Genomic DNA, 19,504 nt, shown 5'->3' on the forward strand with positions numbered 1-19,504 from the left:
TATAGGTGGTACGAGTGATACACACCCCAATGATGTCGGTGTTGATTATTATGCGGGTAATACCGGAAATTTACCTGATTACTACGATTGGTCACTCACCATTAATGGCGTGGTAGAAAATTCAACAGAATACCACTCTACTAAAATTACTGACTTAGCCCTTAACTGGGTAGCTGAACAAACAACGCCTTGGTTTGCCTGGGTAGCTTATTCCGCACCACATTCGCCTTTTCATTTACCTCCGGAATCTTTACACAGTCGAAGTTTATCAGGTACATCAAGTGATATTACTGACAATAAACGCGATTACTATTTAGCGGCAATTGAAGCGATGGATACTGAAATTGGACGCTTGTTATCGTCATTAGATGAAGAGACGCGCAACAATACCATTATTATTTATATTGGTGATAATGGTACTCCTGCTAACGTAATTGATGCATCTACTTATAGTCAAACACATTCGAAAGGTAGTTTATATCAAGGCGGCATCGCTACGCCCTTTATTGTCTCAGGGCAGGGCGTAACACGACTTAATGAAAGAGAAAGTGCCTTAGTTACGGCAACTGATTTATATGCCACCATCGCTGAAGTTGCAGGAGTATCCGCAACGAAAGTACATGATAGCCAAAGTTTTAAAGCTTTATTTACTGATGGTACTAACGGCGGAAGAGAGTATAGCTATACCGCGTATAAATCAGCAGACGTAACGGGATGGGCGACGCGATCAAAAGACTATAAATTGATTGAGTTTGAAGATGGCAGCCAAGAGCTGTATTTATTATCAGGTAGTGTTACGGGTGACATATCTGATGCTTTAGCGGAAGGTTTTGCTGAAACGAATAATTTACTGCCGACAAATGATGCAGACTTACTTGCACAGGTGACAATTTTAGCGACTGTCTCTGCGGTTATATATGGCGAAGAAACACAAAGCCCCATTGATATAACGAATGTTACGCTAAGTAGCCAAAGTAAAAACTGTGTTGATTATATTGAGCAATTTACCTCAACGGTGAATGACATAAATAAAGGCATGGTATTCCAGGGAGATCTTGTGATTTTGCAAATAGGTGATAAGTGTGTTTTTAATACTAATGCTATTCCTAATCACGACTTTAATGATGGCGGTAGCGCATTTCCTAACGATGTGAGTGAACAAAATGATCAGTTTGAAATTACTATATCCCCCACTAAAGCCAGTCAAGTTACCCCGCTTTCTTTACAAGTAGACAATGCGATATTACTTAATGGCGTTAAGGTCGATCTTTTAGCGGCGGGTTGCTATGGAGTAGGTAATGGAAAAATTGGCTGTAATGATATTAATGAACCTTGGCGATACGACCCTATGCATGCAGCGAATGGCTTTGCCGTTGACTCTCATAATGCTCATGCCCAACCAGACGGTACCTATCACTATCATGGTTCACCAATCGCGTTATTTGAAAATGATGCCAGCCAAGATTCACCGGTAATAGGTTTTGCCGCCGATGGTTTTCCTCTTTACGGGATCTACTTTGATGATGAAGGACAAGTTCGTTCAGTAACCTCTAGCTATCGCTTGAAATCAGGTGATAGACCCAGTGGAACAGGCGAACCAGGGGGAAGTTATGATGGAGCATTCAGAGATGATTATGAATATGTTGAAGGCTTGGGTGATTTAGATGAATGTAACGGCATGACAATAGATAGTGGTTATGGTTACTACATTACAGCGAGCTATCCGTATGTACTCTCGTGTTTTTCTGGTACACCAGACAGCAGTTTCAATAAGTAATTTCAATAAGTAGTTAAGAAAGGATCTTTCATGTATAAGACTTTGTTAGTTAAGTTAGCCCAGCGTGGTTTTAAGACCATTATTTTATTATTATTAACGTTTAGTATCTTTGCCTGTGGAGGAGGTGATAGCGATAGTGAAGCACCTTTAGTGCCTGACCCAGAGCCTATACCAGACCCAATACCCGATCCCGAACCTATACCCGATCCTGCACCTGAGCCAATTGATGGCTATATTGCTAATCCAGACTTGAATGAAACCACTAACGGCATGTTGAATGCGGTATTAACAAATCGTAATCCAGATTGTCGTACCTATGTAACAGATGACAATAATGGTGATTATGGTGCAAGAGGCATCACTGATAGATCAAACGCAGCGTGGTTTTCTGTTATCTGGTGTTGAATCCTCCCTCGAACCTTACCTTGCTGGTATAGAAACATTTAAGCAACACAAGCAGAGCCTTGAAAATATTATTGAGAATGCTAGCGAAAAAGAGATACTCAAAAAAGATTTAGATAGTGCGGTTCAGCTAGCTAACGATTGGAAGGTTGAAGCTGCTTTCCCGGAAATTGAAGCTCGACGAGAAATGAATAAAGTGAGCCGTTCGATAAGTGATGTCACTGCGTTTATCGAGAAGGGCATCGGCAAAAAATATATGGATAAAATGAGGGGCGTTCTTACTGAGTTTGTAGGTGCTGAAGCAGCGCTTATTCAAGTGCGAAAAGAACAACAGGAATCAACCGCTTTCTTCACAACCGCAGTCACGCTGATCGGTGCTTTATTAGCATTAATTATTGGCGCCTTGATCTCGTACGTTTTAACAAAAGTGGTATTGACACAATTAGGTGCCGATCCTGTTGATCTTAAAGAGATAGCGGAAAAAATATCAAGTGGTGATTTAACCATGGACTTGAGTAGTCAAAATTCTGTTGGTGTACAGCAATCGATGGCATATATGAAAGAGAAGCTAACGAAGGTGATAGAAGAAGATATTCAAGTTGTTATTGATGCGGCAAAACAAGGTGATTTATCTAAGCGTATAGAATTAGGTGATAAAGAAGGTTTTTATAAGAAGCTAAGTGGCAGTATCAACGATCTACTGGCCCTTAATGAAAACGTGATCAATGATATTGTAAGAATGTTTGCCGCTATGGCGAAAGGTGATCTTAGCCAGCGGATTGAGACAGAATATCAAGGTTCATTTGATAAGCTTAAACAAGATGCCAATATGACAGTGAGTAAGCTTACCCAAGTAATAGAAGGGGATATCCAGCCGCTTGTTAATGTAGCGTGCGAGGGTGATCTATCACAGCGCATTGAGCTCAAAGATAAAGAAGGCTTTTTCCTCACGCTTAGTCAAAGTATCAATAAGCAGGTAGATGTTAACGAAAGTGTGCTTAATGATATTTCTAGGGTAATGGGAGGTTTATCTAATGGCGACCTTACACAGCAAATTAATACCAGTTATCAAGGTGCTTTTGAACAATTAAAAGACGATTCAAATAAAACCGTGATTAAACTGACTGAAGTAGTAGAAAGTATTAGTAAGTCAGCCGAAAGTGTTCGCACAGGCTGCCAAGAAATTGCGGTTGGTAATACCGATTTGAGCCAGCGTACTGAGCAACAAGCTTCATCATTAGAGGAAACATCGGCAAGCATGGAGCAACTTTCAGTTGTTGTTAAAGAAAATGCAAGCAAGGTTATAACGGCTAATGAGTTAGCTAAAAGTGCGCAGCTAACGGCGAAAGAAGGCGGCCAAGTCGTTAATGATGCGATTGGTGCGATGAACAGTATTACTAAAGCGAGTAGTCAGATATCGGATATTATTAGTGTTATTGATGAAATGCCATTTCAAACTAATTTACTCGCTTTGAATGCCGCTGTTGAAGCCGCAAGAGCGGGTGGACAGGGGAGAGGATTTGCCGTTGTTGCTGGAGAAGTCTGAAAACTTTCACAGCGCTCAGCAGCTGCCGCTAAAGAAATTAATGACCAGATAAGAAACTCGGTTAAAAAAGTTGAAGAAGGCACCAAACTGGTTAACAAATCAGGAGAAACACTAAACGAAATAGTGGCCTCTGTAGAAAGTATTTGTACTGTAATGGAAGAGATTATGGTGTCATCAAAAGAACAGTCTCAAGGGATTGAAGAGGTTAATACCGCTGTTGCACAAATGGATGTTGTCACCCAACAAAATGCAGCATTAGTGGAAGAAGCCGCCGCTAGTGAGTCGATGAGCGATCAAGCGGGTGAAATGCGCAAGCAGATTAGTTTTTTTGAAAGTGAAAGTAATCGTTAAATAGAGCTCAGATAATCTAATGGCTCTCAGTGATCTAAAGGGGGCCAAGGTTGTTGTTATAGAATCAGCGCCTTAAGGTTAGATTCTTTGGTGTCGGTTTTGTGGAAGGTATTTTCATTTAGAAAAGGCCGTATTACTTAGGTAATACGGCCTTTTGATTTGCTAATAATTGCACTTCTAACATCGCGTAAAATTGATAGGGTAGTGGTTACCTTTATTTAAGCTTCTCAGTCAACATGACTTCAAGTATGTTTTGATCGGCTGCAAAGTTACGTATGCCTTCGGCTAATTTTTCTACCGCCATTGGTTGCTGATTATGATCCCATAGGAAATCAACATGGGTCATTGTGACTGGGCGTACTTTAATCTCAGTCGTTGGTGTCAGTTTTCTCGCTACTAGCCCTTCTGACTCTTCTAGTTCTTGTAGAAGTTGTGGAGCAATTGTTAAACGGTCGCAACCCGCAAGCTCTAATATCTCACCAATATTTCGGAAACTCGCTCCCATCACGATAGTTTTATAATCATGTTCTTTATAATAATTATAAATATCAGTGACCGATTGTACGCCAGGATCGTCAGCTCCCTCAAAGCCATGGCCTTCTTTTGCTTTATACCAATCCATAATTCGACCTACAAAAGGCGAAATAAGAAAGGCGCCAGCTTCTGCACAAGCACGTGCTTGCGCAAATGAGAATAAAAGTGTCAGGTTACAGTTAATGCCCTCTTTTTCTAATATTTCAGCAGCACGAATACCTTGCCAAGTAGACGCTAGCTTTATCAAAATTCGGTTATTAGCAATACCGGCGTCGTTATATAATTTAATGAGCTTACGCGCTTTAACAATACTCGCCTCTGTATCGTAAGATAATCGAGCGTCTACTTCGGTAGAGATACGCCCTGGTACCACTTTTAAGATCTCTAAGCCAATGATTACCGTCAGCATATCGGCGGCATCAGTCAGCTGTTGCTTACCATTATCACTTTGTTTTTTAGCGTAAGTGATAGCCTGGCTAATGTACTCTTGATACTCAGGAATTTGTGCCGCTTTTAAAATAAGAGATGGATTAGTGGTTGCATCTTCAGGCTGATATTTAACGATATCTAAAACATTACCTGTGTCTGCGACAACCGTGGTCATTTTACGAAGCTGATCTAATTTATTATTCATCATTATTTATCCTTTATATTCTATTTTTAATCTCAAAAGGCGTATTTTTTGTATTCGCTTTAGTGTTACGAAAATAGCAATAAAATTTCACTGTCTTCGGCCTATAACGAGATCATTATTTTCATTAGTGGTAGGGAGTTTGGTGGAGGTATACAGACGAAAATAAAGGCGATAACTTTTAATATCGCCTTATTATAACGACTTATTTCACTTAGTACTTTTTAAGTATATTAATAATGTCAGTCTTATTTTCCGCATTGATAATTGTTTCAATATCATCATCATTTTGAAATAGCTCTGAAAGCGCCATAATAGTGAGAACATGACCATCGGAATCTATTGCTGCTAATGTAATTGAGAAAAATACATCGCCATTATCAGCCGATCCTAAGTCAACACCCTTTTTAAACACAGTCAGTTGTAATGCAGTTTCATTCACACCGTCTTCTGGGCGTGCATGAGGCATTGCAATTTTGGGTGCTAATACATAATAAGGACCAATTTTTTTATGCGTTGCTTTAATGGCATCAACATAACTTTCTTCAACTTTACCGCTTGCTACAAGTGCAGAACAAGTTAGTTCTAATGTTGCATCAACGCTTAAGTTTTCCTCATTGGTAATGACAATACCGTCATGACCGATTAAATCGAATAAACTCATAGTACTAACCACCCAAGAATAAGACCGACAACACCGAAGTCAAAATCAGAGAAGGTTGTTGCTTCTAAGCCTAATCCACCGAGTACGGGTAGTAATAACATCGGTAAGAATGAAATACATAAACCTTGTGCAAATGAACCTAAAATCGCGCCACGTAAACCACCCGTCGCATTACCGTAAACACCTGAAGCACCACCCACGAAGAAGTGTGGTACAACACCAGCAACAATAATCGTCCAACCAAAGGCACCTTGAATGCCCATTGCCACAAGACCTGCAGCAAAAGAACATAAGAAACCAATAAGTACTGCGTTGGGTGCAACTGGAAATACCATCGGACAGTCAAGCGCCGGTTTTGCACCAGGGACTAACTTATCTGAAATACCTTTAAATGCAGGCACAATTTCAGCAATCAACATTTTCACACCTTGCAGTGCGATGTATACACCGCCAGCAAACGTTAAAGATTGAATAAAGGTAAATACAACCCAGTTTTGTCCGCCAGAGACTTCTTCGACAAAGGCACTACCAGCAAAGATAGAAGAGATTAAGAAGAAAATGCCCATCGTAGTTGCAATAGCAACAGGTGTATCACGCAAGAACATTAAGCTCTTTGGTACATTGATTTCTTCCGTTGATTTAGACGTATCACCAAATTTACTACCGATATATCCAGCGACGACGTAAGAAAGCGTTGAGAAATGCCCAATAGCAAGTTGGTCAGTACCCATTACTTTTTCAGTATATTTCTGACCAATCGCAGGCATGATAACCATCAACGAACCGACAATACCCGCACCTAATGCCACTAAAGTAACGCCAGTGATACCCGCTGTTGAAAGGATAACAGCCACTAACATTGACATAAACATGGTGTGATGGCCGGTTAAGAAAATATATTTCAACGGCGTGATACGCGCTAATACAATGTTGACAACAAAAGAGAAAAACATAATCAATGCCATCTCATAACCAAACGCTTCTTGTGCGATGGCAACAATGGCTTCGTTATTAGGGATAACACCGCTTACCCCAAAGGCTTCAGTAAATACAGTTGAGAAGTTATTCAACGCACCAACCAATGCACCGGCACCAAAACCAAGAATTAAAAAGCCCATTACCGTTTTAATGGTGCCTTTCAATATTGAAGACGCATCTGCTTTTTGTGCCACTAAGCCAATAAAAGCGATAAGACCGACCATTAATGCTGGCTCTTTTAATAAGCCGAGCATGAATTCAAAAAAATCAACCATGATAATCCCCTTAACCTTTTAGAATAGTATTTAGCTGTTCTTCAATTGACGCTTTATCAAAAATATTAATTAAGCTAATAATATTTTCTTTACCCATCTCTTGTAATTGCGTAGCAACATCAGCAGCCGCAACCCAAATATCAGCTTGGCTACCCGTTGCCGAGGATAAGTCTTCGTGATCAACTTCAGCATCAAGAGCCATTTTTTTCACGACATCTTTAACAGCCATTTCCATCATTAATGAAGTACCTAAACCGTTTCCACACACAACTAATATTTTTTTCATGTTATTTTCTCTCTGTTCGGGGAAGTTAGAATGCAACATTGCGTTCTTAACTGTATGGCAGAATAATAACTGAATGAAGAAAACCCAAACGTGACGACTATCGCGAAACGAAAGTGGTATTGCGACGTAAGTCACAAAGTTAAGGTTTTGTTATGGTGGTGTGATAGATGACAAAAACAAAGAGGGATTCAGTGCTGAAATAAATTTATATTTTGATGTTTTCGATTAAAAACATGGGGTTACAATAAAATTAAGCTACTTACTTACCATAGTCCGTAAGCATTTTTTTCACGATGGAATTAACATTTTTATTTCTTTTTGTTAAATCTTTCAATGAGATAGGTTTGTTAAGCTCTGATTTTTCACCTTCAATTTCATTTAATTTGTTTTTCATTTTTTGTACGGCAGGCAAAAGCATCTGAACCTCTTCATTGTATTCATTTACCAGTAGCACAATATTTTCAGATTCTACTTTAGTGATGGTTAGCCATCCATGTTTCAAAGATTTAACTCGTTCACCAATCAGGATCGACTCAGGTGGAACATCACGATCAGGCACATTACCACTTCTGAGCTTTGCCGCACTAATAGCACGAATATTACCCGTGTTTTCGAAGGCAACAATAACAGTATGACAATTGTAATATTCTACAATACTCACATAACCATATTTATTGGTTTTAAATTTACTTCCGTTAAACATATCTAACGGCGCTGCTATTTTTTTCACTACTTACTTCCTTATATTTTTATGGTGAATAAAATCGATAGGTAAGATATTTACTCACTCACTCACTCTGCCTATCCATGATAATACAGTTCTTCAGTTAATATTCACCAATCAATATTAGCTTATAGAAATAACAAAAGAGCATATTTACTTTTATCAACTCATGAACCGCCGATAAAGTTATCGCTCAACCAATGACGATATTTTTCCGCAAAGTCACGATGGGCAAAGCGACTTAGGGATCTTAAGCTATTTTTCTTTAAGTTAATGGCCAGAATAACGGCGCCACTACAATCATGAATAATACAAATGAACGCATTATTCTTTCCGTTTATTAACAGTTAAAGCGTGAATAAATATGCACTTTTAATACAATAGTATTGCGCCATTGACTTCTCTGTGCTTTTTTAAACACATATAAAATCAATAAGGACAATATGTTATGGAAACGAGTGTCGCGTTAAAACCCCCTGCACAAAGTAAAATAGGACGCATTATTCAATCTCTTGGCCCAGGAATTATGATGGCCACGGCTGCAGTGGGGGGCTCTCATCTTGTTGCTTCTACCAAAGCGGGGGCTATTTTTGGCTGGCAACTTGCGCTGTTAATTTTATTGGTTAACGTGCTTAAATACCCCTTCTTTAGAGCGGGTGTGATTTATACCATGGGAACCGGTAAAAGCTTGGTGGCGGGTTATGCAAAAATGGGGCGTGGTTATTTATGGTTATTTACTCTGCTTAGTGGTATTTCTGCGGTCATTAATACTGCCGCTCTGACGCTTTTTAGCGCCAGCTTATTAGGGTTGTTTTTACCCTTTGATTTATCATTACCTGTCTTGTCTGCGATCGTTATTATCGCTTGTTTAACTATCTTATTACGTGGTCATTACAAAGCATTGGATAGTTTATCAAAAATTATAATGGCAGTATTAACGGTAACGACACTGATTGCGGTTGTCATGGCAGTCAGTCAAGTACAGCCTTTACCTGCTGATTTTACTCCTCCGTCGGCTTGGAGCATTGCCTCGATCGGTTTTATTGTGATTACTATGGGCTGGATGCCTGCCCCGATTGAGATCTCTTGTTTAACCTCGTTATGGTTAAAACGACAATGCCAAGAAACCAAGGTGACTAACAAATCGGCGCTCTTTGATTTTAACATTGGCTATTTCAGTACCGCTTTATTAGCGATTGTGTTTTTAGCATTAGGGGCATTGGTATTACATGGTCAAACGGATAGTCTGGCTAAGTCGGGCATTGCTTTTTCGCATCAACTCGTTGGCATGTATGCCAGTGCAATTGGTGAGTGGTCCCGATTGTTGATTTCGGTGGTTGCTTTTGGTTGTATTTTTGGCAGTACTATTACTGTGATTGATGGTTATGCGCGTGCATTAGCAGAAGCAAAATCACAGATACAAAACCCTGACTCAGAAGTGGAACCTCGCCATAATAGCTGGATGCTGTTAATTAGTGCCTGCGCAATGGCGGTTATTTTGTTTTTTGTTTCTTCTTTAATGTCGATGCTTAACTTTGCGATGGTATTAGCCTTTATGACCACGCCTATCTTTGCTTTTCTTAATTATCGTTTAGTGACAAAAACAGAATTACCTAAAGAGTTGGCGTTAAGCAAAAAAATGAAAGTGTTATCTTGGTTAGGTTTAGCTTATTTATTTGGTTTTCTGGCGCTGTTTATTTGGTGGAAATGGTTAATGTAAATTAGCCTTTTAAAATATGATTAAATAACAAAACCTTAGTCATTGATTAAGGTTTTTTATTTTGCGAGAGGGGATTTATTAAGCTCAATTTTAAAGGCGGATTCGTTTTTTTAATCACATTAAAATTGTTTTTCAAATTCAAGTTGTACCTGTTGACGATAGCGGTGTTTCATTTCATCACTCAACCATGCTTCGTAGAAGCGACTCAGTTCATTAATACTTTGCATTGAATGGTAGACGTTTTCGATATCAGCCAATACCGTTTTACCCCACTCTGTTTTTGGTGCGCTCATATAAACTGCATAGGATGGCGCCATTCCTTTAACGGGGATCACATCGAAAATATCACCTATCCCCTCTTGCTGTGCAACATAAGTTGTTTCGATGGGGTAACCAAATGTAAAATTTATACGATTGCGTTTAAGAATTTTTAATAAGTTGCCGTAAACATTTGAGCCTCGGGTTATCTTCACCGTGCCTTTTTTTCGATAGTCACTAATAAACGTGTCAATAGCACCGGTATAAGCTCGCTTAGCACCCGCGCCTAATAACAGTTCACTACTGTGTAATTTTTGTAAATCAACAACACCATTCGTATCAAGAAAAGGCATAAACATCTGGCGATCTTTTTTTAAGATCACTAAATGATTAGGGTGCACTAAAAACAAAGGCGATTGACTAAACTGTAACATCTCCTGTCGCTCTGGTGTTTTAAATAAAGCAGAGCAAACTACCTGCTTACCTTTACTCATATCAAGCATAACCCGTGCTGGGTTTGCCTTGAATAACTTGTGTTGGTACTGCGGTAGCTTTGCCTGTAAATACTTAATCACTTTGTCATTGATGCCTTGCCCTTGTAATTCACCCTGTTTAATAAAGTAGGGGGGGAAGTCGGACGAACACCAACGGATTATTTTTGGGGTGTGTTCAGCAATTGCAGTGCTCAAAGTGAATAATAGACATAAGCCTATTAATAACGTCTTCATTGTTTTTCCTTTTAATACATATGAGCATTTATTTTAGACCACTTTATTCATCACAGTGTTACGGACATAACCGGCTCACTCTTTAATGACTTAATAATGCCTGATTATTAGTGATTTCTGGTACTTTACTGGGATCTGCAGGTTTTGCTAACGTATTGTTAGCAATGGTTTCGCGTTGGAGGCGATGCTTAAAAAAGGGATTTTAGATATCATTATTATCACTCGAAACACGCCTGAAATAGCAGGGCAAGCGCATTATAAATGCGATTAAACAATTTAAATAAATTCAAAAGAAATTAACCACGAAGGCACGAAGAAAAAGAAGGTTAAAGATCAAATTGAATTTTTGCTCTTGGTTTCTTCGTGTTCTCTGTGTAACGAAGTGGCTTCGTGGTAGTTTTTTATTGAAATAATAGGGATCAACGCTATAGCAATACGTATTTTGGAGTGCTAAAAGCATTTTCAATTATAATGCGCTTGCCGTGCCTGAAATAGCAGTGGGATAATTTTTTAATGGCAGTGAGAGGCTAATTAGCTTTTTGTAGAAGAAAACCGCTCAGTATTTAATCGCCTCAAGATTAGGTAATGAATCCCTAGTCTTGAGGCTGATGATTGTTACTTACTTAGATAAATAAGCATTTTTAATGAGCGCTTTATAAAAAGCATCATCGCGTAACATCTGTTGTCTTGCTTTCTCTGTAAGCTGTGGATTTTTTAGTGTTAATACTGTGCGTGGTGTGAGGTTTAATAATTTAACCGTATCTGCAAAGTAATAATTAAACATTGCTTGATATTCGCCATTCTCAAGTAAAATCGTCATCCCTTTTTCGATTCGCTTAGCCAGTATGGGTTTTGATTTATTAACAAAGTAATAAAGAGGCAATGGGTAATAAATAATCAAGGACTGTTCTATCTCTAATCCTTTGTAACCATGTGCATAATATTCCTGTAAGACTTCGTTTGCCCCTCGTGAGAAGCAGTCAAAACGTTTCGCAAGCAACTGTTTAAACAATAAACTGTATTTATGAGTTGTCCATAGTTCTAATCCGTTAGCTCTCAATATGTTGGTATCAGACCAGGTTTGGTGTTGGCCGATCAATAAATCACTTTCAATTAAGTTATCTAGGCTTTTAATGTCATTAAATCGAGATTTTTCACCTTTTCTAATTAAACAGATGCGATAGCTTAATAACGAACCTGTGACAGGAATCGGTACTGAGATAGCGCTATTACGCCTTTTTTCGTTTGGTGCAAATAAGCCAATATCTAGATGCCCTTCAATCTCCATTTGTCGAATCGCACGGCCTTGTTCCATTGGTTCAGAAGGAATAAATCGGTAAGGCCCGTATTCTTGACTGGTGACTTCAAATACTCTTTTTAATAGCTCTGGCACCATTGAATTTGGATGAGTGAGTAATTGGTTCCAAACGATCACTTGCTGAGTTGTGGGAGCGGGCTCTGCGAGTACCTTTGAACTTAAAAACAGTAAAGGTAGAAAAGCAGATAAAATGAGGCTGTTTATTTTATTCATTGTACTACCACCTTATTATTGATTATTGCTAGGGGGATCTGCTCAGGTTTCAATGCGCATTTTCTCTATCAGGTTAGGTGCCCTAAAAAAGGCACCATGGCAAAATACATTATCAAAATGTTGCAATACGCTGTTGGTCGCCTTCAACATAACGCAGTGCAGCTTGAAGCGTTTCATAACGAAATTCATAGGTATTACCATCGGGCACTAAATCCAGTACATGGAATTTTTCGAGTTGCACACGTGTTTGCTTATTAGGGCATAACAAGAAGACTTCACAGTGTGCATCGAGTGCATCTTTAATGGCATTTTCGAGTGCTAAACCGACTGTTACATCAATCATTGGCACGTCGGTTAAATCTAATATCATCACTTCATAATCGGCGATGCTTGCATGTTGGCGCGCAATTGCTTTTGAGACACTAAAAATCATTGGCCCTGACAGGTAGAAAAAGAGGACTTTTCCTTTTGCTCTGTCTAATAAGCCACGCTCACTGTCGGTAAGTGGCACATCATTTTCATCGGCATCACTAATGGCTTTTACTTGGCGAGCTTGCTCACGGCTTAAGCGCTCAATAATGATGATGTTTGAGATAAAGACACCCAAACCCACCGCGACAATTAAATCCACAAAGACAGTCAGTAGCATAACGCCATACATGACAGCCATACTTTGTATGCTGACTTTATGGGCGCGTTGAATAAAGCTCCAGTCGAGAATATTAAAACCAACATAAACCGCAATACCGGCAAGTACTGCCATTGGAATGGGCTCGGTTAATCCGCCTGCTACTAAGACAACTAACGCTAATACTAATGCGCGGATCAAGCCTGAAGCGGGTGAACGTGCCCCGTGCCCCGACCTGAATATTAGTGACTGTGCCCATAGTCGCACCTGCACCTGGCAATGCGCCAAACAAGCCAGAAATCATATTCGCGATACCTTGACCACGTAATTCTTTATCTGAATCATGATCTTTTCTGGTTAGGGAATCACCAATAACTGCCGTTAGTAGGGTATCGATACAACCCAATGTACCTAATACTAAGGCATCAATGACCATTGTGGTAAACATTTCTGCATTAATATGTGGGATAACAAACGAGGGTAAACCTGCTGGAATTTCACCAATACGTCTAATGCTATCGGTATCAAAAAAGATCACTGAAAGCAGGGTAACTGCAACTAATGCAACGAGCTGCGCGGGTACGTATTTACGATATTGTTTGGGAAATAAGAATAAAACACTGAGCGTCAATAAACCTAAAAATAGCTCACTGAAATTCATGTTTGCAACGGTATCTGGTAATGCGCCTAATGTGCCCATTACACCGCCCGCAGGTGCTGCATGACCTAATAAGGGAGATAATTGCAGGATTATTAAGATGACACCAATGCCGGACATAAAACCAGATATGACGCTGTAGGGCATTAAGGTGATGTATTTACCGAGTTTTAACGTACCCAATAGTATTTGAAATGCACCTGCCATCATGACCACGGTAAAGGCCATTGCCATGCCGGTTTCAGGATATTTAGCCATCATACTGGTTAATACGGCAGTCATTATCACTGTCATTGGACCAGTTGGCTCAGAAATGAGACTGGTAGAACCACCAAAGAGGGCTGCAAAGAAACCCACCATAATAGCGCCCCATAAACCCGCTTCTGCGCCAGCTCCTGATGCAACACCAAAGGCCAGTGCAAGGGGTAAAGAGATGATCGCGGTAGTCACACCACCAAATAGATCACCTTTTAAATTCATGTCATCAAAACGGTTTCCAAACAAAATCCAAATCTCCTTTAAAGCAAATATCATGATACGAGTAAAAGTATTTACTCAAAATAATTGCGGTTATAACGTGTTACTTGATGGCAGGTTATACCTGTTATTAACTATCATTCATTATGATCAGTTATATTAAGCGTATTAAAAAGTGATTAATTTATAGATGTAAATATTAACTGGGGATCTGTTTAAAAATGCCCGTCAAAATACCACTAAAAGAGGTGTTTATTAATGATCTCAAGCATTGAAATTAATAAATTTAACTTCATTAGTCGCTGAAAAGTGAGTGCTTTCAAAGCATTTAACTTTATATGAAATGACTCATTGACGCTCAGATGAAAATGTTTTCATCTGAGCGCTAATGCTCAATATTACTTAGTTGTCGCTTGTTGGTAATCTTCTAATTTTTGAACAAGTGTTTCACGCGTTTGCTCTAAAAAGTTGATATGTCCCAGTTTACGACCTGGCTTAACCGCTTTGTTATACCAGTAATATTTTGAAGAATCAGTCAGTGACTCAAGGCTTGCGTGCTCAGTACCGATAAGGTTAACCATAGCTGCATTGCCTAGCATTCTTGTACTGCCTAGAGGTAAACCTGCTAATGCACGTACATGGTTTTCAAATTGACAAGTAACACTGCCCATTTGAGTCCAGTGACCACTATTATGAACACGAGGCGCAAGCTCATTAATCATTAACTGATCGTTAATAACAAAACACTCCATCGCCATCACACCCACATAATCTAATTCAGTTAATACACTTTCCATATAAGCTTGCGCTTTTAGGGTGAGTGAATCACCTAATTCAACAGCGGGTGCTATCGAATGTATTAAGATGCCGCTTTTATGAACATTTTCAGTTAACGCATAATGTTTAATATCACCATTTTTTGCGCGTGCAGAAACAACTGATACTTCACGTTCAAATTTGATCCATGCTTCAATAATATAATCTTGAATGTTTAATGTATCAAAGTGCTTAACGTCTTCTAATGTTTTTAAAACCCATTGGTTTTTACCGTCGTAACCATCACTACATGACTTAACAACAACCGGTAAAGGCAGTGTTTTGATCGTTTCTTGTGCGGATTTAAAGTAAACAAACGGAGAAGTCGGAATAGATAGTTTTTCTAATAACTGCTTTTCACGATGGCGATGTTGGCTTGCAATAACAGCTTGAGGGTTAGGAAAAATATCACAATGTGCTTGTAATGCTTGTAATATCTTAACGTCTACTTGCTCTTTTTCAACGGTAATGCAGTCTGGTTTACCCAATGCATCGTAGAGATCGCTTATCGCTTGTTTCTCTTGCCAATTTTCTGGAAGCGCAACCACTCTGCCTAAACCATTCACACAATCAGTGATTTGATCATTGGTATCATTCAGAAAACTAAACTTGATGCCTAATGGTATTCCGGCCAGTGCTAACATGCGAGATAACTGTCCGCAGCCTAAAATCGCAATGCGCATTATTCAACTTCCCAAGAAACACTTTCTGTTTGATTTACTTGCCATGCTTTTAATTTAGCACGTAGCGTAAGGTCGTTCGTTGCAAGAATTTGAGATGCTAATAGGCCTGCGTTAAACGCGCCTGCTTCGCCAATACCTTGCGTTGCAACAGCAACACCTTTAGGCATTTGCACAATTGATAATAAACTGTCCATTCCTTTAAGTGCTTTACTCATTACTGGCACGCCAATAACAGGTAACCATGTCATTGCTGCTGTCATACCCGGTAAATGCGCCGCACCACCTGCACCAGCAATAATTACGCTGTATTCTTCTTCCGCACTTTTAGCGAATTCAAACAAACGTTCAGGCGTACGATGTGCAGAAACAACCATCGCTTTATACTCAATATCTAAGGCTTCAAGAACAGTTACGGCATTTTTCATCACAGGCCAATCAGACTGCGATCCCATGATAATAGCTACTTTCATTTTATTCATAATAAATATCCTTGTTATTCGAAAAGTGATGGTGGCATATCAGCCGCCATTAAAGGCAGCATTATACCTAAAAACAGTTCATTTTTAATGCCTCATTATGACAAATATCGAGAATAGATAAAAATTGATATTGCCTATAGTATGTATAGGTAAAAGTCTATTTCAAAAGGTAAGGATATGAAATCAAGATTACATGCTCATGTAGGGACTATCAGACAGCTTGAAATATTGCTTGCAGTGCACGACAAAGGCAGTATTAAGGAAGCCGCTAAAGCCCTTTTTTAACGCAACCAACGATTTCCATTCAAATGAGAAAATTGGCAGAAGCGACTGGCTTTAAACTTTATAACTACACAAACAGACACTTAATATTCACAGATGTCGGGCTAGAATTAGTTAAAACGGCAGTTGAAGTCTTAGATAGTTTTGCGCGCCTTGATATGGCACTCGGGAAAATTAAAGACTTTAAATCTGGCACCTTACGATTAGCGGTTGTCAGCACATCAAAATATTTTATTCCCCATTTATTAGGTCCATTTCTGGAGTTATATCCGGATATAGATATACAGCTAAAAATAGGTAACAGAGAGCAGACGATTGAGCGACTAAAACAAGGCATTGATGATTTCTATGTGTTTAGCCATCCGCCATCAGATATTGAAACTGAGAGTATCGAGTTTTTAAGAAATCCACTGGTGGCTATTGCGCATGAAGATCACCCGATCGCGAAGCGAAAAAACTTAACACTGAAAGACTTATGCAAAGAACCTTTTTTGATGCGTGAAGAAGGATCTGGGACACGTCATGCGATTGAAGAGTTCTTAAAAAAATATGACGCTAAACTTAATGTAAAAATGACCATTGAAAGTAATGAGGCGATTAAACACTCAGTGATGTCAAAGTTAGGCATCTCCATTTTGTCCGCACATACACTGACCTATGGTGGCCAGAGCGGATTGGTTCGTTTACCGATAAAAGAGTTGCCGATTAACGCGCATTGGTTTTTTGTTTGGTCTAAATCAAAACGACAAACATTGATTGCGGCAAAGTTTCTGAGTCATATTGAAACGAATGGCCGTGCATTATTACAACAAGAGATGATAAATAACGGCATGGTCGCTGATAATGTTGAGCGATAGCGTATTTAGCGAGTTAATAAAGGGGGAGTTGGCGGGGTATCTACTTTTATTTTAAAAGCATCTAAAATAACGCGCTATTTAGATAAATAGGCGTTATTAATTAATTTTTTATAAAAGGGCGCATCATGTAACATCTGTTTTCTTGCTTGTTCAGTCAACAGCGGGTTTTCTAGTGTTAACACTGTGCGCTGAGTTAATTTTAAACGCTTAATTGTATTCGCAAAATAATAGTTAAATAGTCGCTGGTATTGGCCGTTTTCGATTAAAATCGTCATCCCTTTTTTAACCCGCTCAGCAAGCGCTGGTTTGGCTGCATTGACGTAAAAATATAGTGGTAAGGGGTAATGAATAACAAAAGATTGTTCAATATCCAAACCTTTGTAGCCATTATCATAATACTCGCCCAATATTTCATTGGCACCACGTGCAAAGCAGTCAAAACGTTTAGCGACAAGTTGTTCAAATAGCAGACTGTATTTATAGGTTGTCCACAGTGTTAAGCCATTCGATTTTAATATATTGGTATCAGACCAGCTTTTATGTTGGCCGATTAATAGCTTGCTATCAATAAGGTTATCGATATTTTTAATCTGATTAAATCGGTGTTGTTCATTTTTTCTGATCAAACAAATTCGATAGCTTAATAAGGAACCTGTCACCGGAATTGGTATGCTGATAGCGCTATTATTTCTTTCTTTATTCGGTGCAAATAATCCAATATGCAAAGATTGCTCAAGCTTTATCTGTCGAATTGCACGGCCTTGCTCCATGATTTCAGAGGGAATCAATTGGTACGCACCGTACTCTTTTTCTGTGACTTGAAATACTTTGTTTAATAACTCTGCAACGATGGGATTTGGATGATTGAGTAATTGGTTCCATACAATAATTTTTTGTACCACGGGAAGGGACTCAGCGAATGCGCTAACATTCAGAAAGAGAAAAACGAAAGGAAATATACGCATTATTTTGTTCATTATTTCTCCTCCCCCTTGCGGTTATCTAATTACAGTGCAAACAGATTTTTTGATTGAACATTAAGGTTAGCTTAAGGGTTGTAATAACCCTATATTAGCCACCATTCTTTTACTCTAGAATTTTGTTCTAGAGCTTTACTCTTCTTTTTTTAGGCTGATAAATGCTGTTTATTCAGATAAATAAGCTTTATTAATAAGCGCCTTATAAAAAACTTCATCTCGTTGCATCTGCTTGCTTGCCTGCTCAGTAAGTAAAGGGTTCTTTAGCGTTAATAGGGTACGTGATGACAGATCTAGTGATTTTACTGTCTCTGAAAAATAATAATTAAACATCAGTTGGTATTCGCCACTCTCGAGTAACATAGTCATCCCTTTTTCGATTCGCTCAGCTAGTACCGGCCTTGCTTTATTAACAAAATAATAAAGGGGTAATGGGTAATGAATAACAAAGGATTGCTCAATCGCTAACCCTTTGTAACCATTTGCGTAATACTCTTGTAAGACCTCATTTGCCCCACGAGAAAAACAGTCAAATCGCTTTGCAAGTAGCTGTTCAAATAACAGGCTGTACTTATGTGTTGTCCATAGTTCTAACCCATTGGATCTTAAGATATTAGTATCTGACCACGTTTGATGTTGGCCAATTAATAATTCGCTATCAAGTAAGTTTTCCAGACTTTTTATATCATTGAATTTATTTTGCTCACCCTTTCTAATCAGGCATATACGGTAGCTTAATAAAGAGCCAGTAACAGGGATTGGTACAGCAATCGCGCTATTACGTCTTTTTTCATTAGGTGCAAATAAACCAATATCGAGATGTCCCTCAAGTTCCATTTGTCTTATTGCTCGGCCTTGCTCCATCGGTTCAGAGGGAATGAATCGGTACGCGCCATATTCTTCGCTGGTGACTTCAAAGACTCTTTTTAATAATTCAGGGGCCATTGAATTTGGATGTGAAATCAATTGGTTCCACACGATCACTTGCTGAGTTGTTGGCTCGGTTTCTGCCAATATTTTGGGGCTAAAAAGGAAAAAAAGTAGCAGCGTAGAGCAAATTTTATTGTTTATTGCATTCATCGTATTACTGTCCTTATATTATCTATTTTTTAATCATTTTCAGAGTAGAAAATAATGTGGCGATATTATATAGAAAGTTTTCTGCTTTATCTTTGTTTAAGTTGCATTTTACTTTATTTTGTTTTATTAGCATTGGGCTAACTTTTTCTGTCGTTTTTAGGC

At 38.9% G+C, this 19,504-nt stretch carries 15 protein-coding genes and 2 pseudogenes; 5 read left to right on the plus strand and 12 right to left on the minus strand.

Annotated features, from left to right (window positions below; all coding sequences use genetic code 11):
* From CXF74_RS18655 to CXF74_RS18665, 3 genes and pseudogenes are all read left to right on the plus strand, one after another.
* Positions 1 to 1,777, plus strand: a 1,777-nt coding sequence (locus tag CXF74_RS18655; RefSeq protein WP_101084046.1) for a YHYH protein, incomplete at its 5' end; no start/stop codon positions are given.
* Between the two features lie 30 nt (positions 1,778 to 1,807).
* Positions 1,808 to 2,182 (plus strand): hypothetical protein, encoded by a 375-nt coding sequence (locus tag CXF74_RS22040; RefSeq protein ID WP_157822451.1) that lies wholly within the window; start codon positions 1,808 to 1,810, stop codon positions 2,180 to 2,182.
* A pseudogene (locus CXF74_RS18665) lies at positions 2,121 to 4,076 on the plus strand (methyl-accepting chemotaxis protein). The gene CXF74_RS22040 and the pseudogene CXF74_RS18665 overlap by 62 nt, the downstream one beginning before the upstream one ends.
* A 214-nt stretch (positions 4,077 to 4,290) precedes the next feature.
* Here the strand turns inward: CXF74_RS18665 and tal are convergent.
* From tal to CXF74_RS18695, 5 genes are all read right to left on the minus strand, one after another.
* Positions 4,291 to 5,244, minus strand: coding sequence for a transaldolase (gene tal / locus CXF74_RS18675; protein WP_101084065.1), 954 nt, complete (start codon positions 5,242 to 5,244; stop codon positions 4,291 to 4,293).
* 211 nt (positions 5,245 to 5,455) lie between these two features.
* Positions 5,456 to 5,905: a PTS sugar transporter subunit IIA gene (locus CXF74_RS18680; protein ID WP_101084052.1), complete on the minus strand. Its 450-nt coding sequence runs from the start codon at positions 5,903 to 5,905 to the stop codon at positions 5,456 to 5,458.
* Positions 5,902 to 7,158, minus strand: coding sequence for a PTS ascorbate transporter subunit IIC (locus CXF74_RS18685; protein ID WP_101084053.1), 1,257 nt, complete (start codon positions 7,156 to 7,158; stop codon positions 5,902 to 5,904). The genes CXF74_RS18680 and CXF74_RS18685 overlap by 4 nt, the downstream gene beginning before the upstream one ends.
* 10 nt (positions 7,159 to 7,168) lie before the next feature.
* On the minus strand, positions 7,169 to 7,444 hold the full coding sequence (locus CXF74_RS18690) for a PTS sugar transporter subunit IIB (protein ID WP_101084055.1): 276 nt from the start codon (positions 7,442 to 7,444) through the stop codon (positions 7,169 to 7,171).
* A 259-nt stretch (positions 7,445 to 7,703) separates the two neighbouring features.
* Positions 7,704 to 8,174: a hypothetical protein gene (locus CXF74_RS18695; RefSeq protein WP_198552919.1), complete on the minus strand. Its 471-nt coding sequence runs from the start codon at positions 8,172 to 8,174 to the stop codon at positions 7,704 to 7,706.
* Between the two features lie 442 nt (positions 8,175 to 8,616).
* Between CXF74_RS18695 and CXF74_RS18700 the strand changes: the two genes are divergently transcribed.
* Entirely contained in the window at positions 8,617 to 9,888 is a 1,272-nt protein-coding gene (locus CXF74_RS18700; RefSeq protein ID WP_101084057.1) for an NRAMP family divalent metal transporter, read from the plus strand.
* A 119-nt stretch (positions 9,889 to 10,007) separates the two neighbouring features.
* Here the strand turns inward: CXF74_RS18700 and CXF74_RS18705 are convergent, their stop codons facing one another.
* From CXF74_RS18705 to purE, 5 genes and pseudogenes are all read right to left on the minus strand, one after another.
* Positions 10,008 to 10,874 (minus strand): TIGR02285 family protein, encoded by an 867-nt coding sequence (locus CXF74_RS18705; RefSeq protein WP_101084059.1) that lies wholly within the window; start codon positions 10,872 to 10,874, stop codon positions 10,008 to 10,010.
* A 619-nt stretch (positions 10,875 to 11,493) separates the two neighbouring features.
* Positions 11,494 to 12,405, minus strand: coding sequence for a transporter substrate-binding domain-containing protein (locus CXF74_RS18710; protein WP_101084060.1), 912 nt, complete (start codon positions 12,403 to 12,405; stop codon positions 11,494 to 11,496).
* A 112-nt stretch (positions 12,406 to 12,517) separates the two neighbouring features.
* Positions 12,518 to 14,171 (minus strand): annotated as a pseudogene (locus CXF74_RS18715) (SulP family inorganic anion transporter).
* Positions 14,172 to 14,566: 395 nt separating this feature from the next.
* Complete coding sequence (locus CXF74_RS18720; protein WP_101084061.1) at positions 14,567 to 15,667, minus strand: 5-(carboxyamino)imidazole ribonucleotide synthase; 1,101 nt, start codon at positions 15,665 to 15,667, stop codon at positions 14,567 to 14,569.
* The gene (purE, locus tag CXF74_RS18725; protein ID WP_101084062.1) at positions 15,667 to 16,146 is read right to left on the minus strand and encodes a 5-(carboxyamino)imidazole ribonucleotide mutase; all 480 of its coding nucleotides are present in this window, start codon (positions 16,144 to 16,146) and stop codon (positions 15,667 to 15,669) included. The genes CXF74_RS18720 and purE overlap by 1 nt, the downstream gene beginning before the upstream one ends.
* 308 nt (positions 16,147 to 16,454) lie before the next feature.
* On the opposite strand from purE, the gene CXF74_RS18730 reads away from it, so the two are divergent.
* Positions 16,455 to 17,285: a LysR substrate-binding domain-containing protein gene (locus tag CXF74_RS18730; RefSeq protein WP_232772586.1), complete on the plus strand. Its 831-nt coding sequence runs from the start codon at positions 16,455 to 16,457 to the stop codon at positions 17,283 to 17,285.
* A 74-nt stretch (positions 17,286 to 17,359) separates the two neighbouring features.
* Here CXF74_RS18730 and CXF74_RS18735 read toward each other — a convergent pair whose 3' ends face one another.
* Positions 17,360 to 18,262, minus strand: coding sequence for a transporter substrate-binding domain-containing protein (locus tag CXF74_RS18735; RefSeq protein ID WP_101084063.1), 903 nt, complete (start codon positions 18,260 to 18,262; stop codon positions 17,360 to 17,362).
* 168 nt (positions 18,263 to 18,430) lie between these two features.
* Positions 18,431 to 19,342, minus strand: a complete 912-nt coding sequence (locus CXF74_RS18740) for a transporter substrate-binding domain-containing protein (protein WP_101084064.1) — start codon at positions 19,340 to 19,342, stop codon at positions 18,431 to 18,433.
* Positions 19,343 to 19,504 lie beyond the last annotated feature (162 nt).

The sequence above is a fragment of the Psychromonas sp. Urea-02u-13 genome, assembly GCF_002835995.1.
Classification (GTDB): Bacteria; Pseudomonadota; Gammaproteobacteria; order Enterobacterales; family Psychromonadaceae; genus Psychromonas.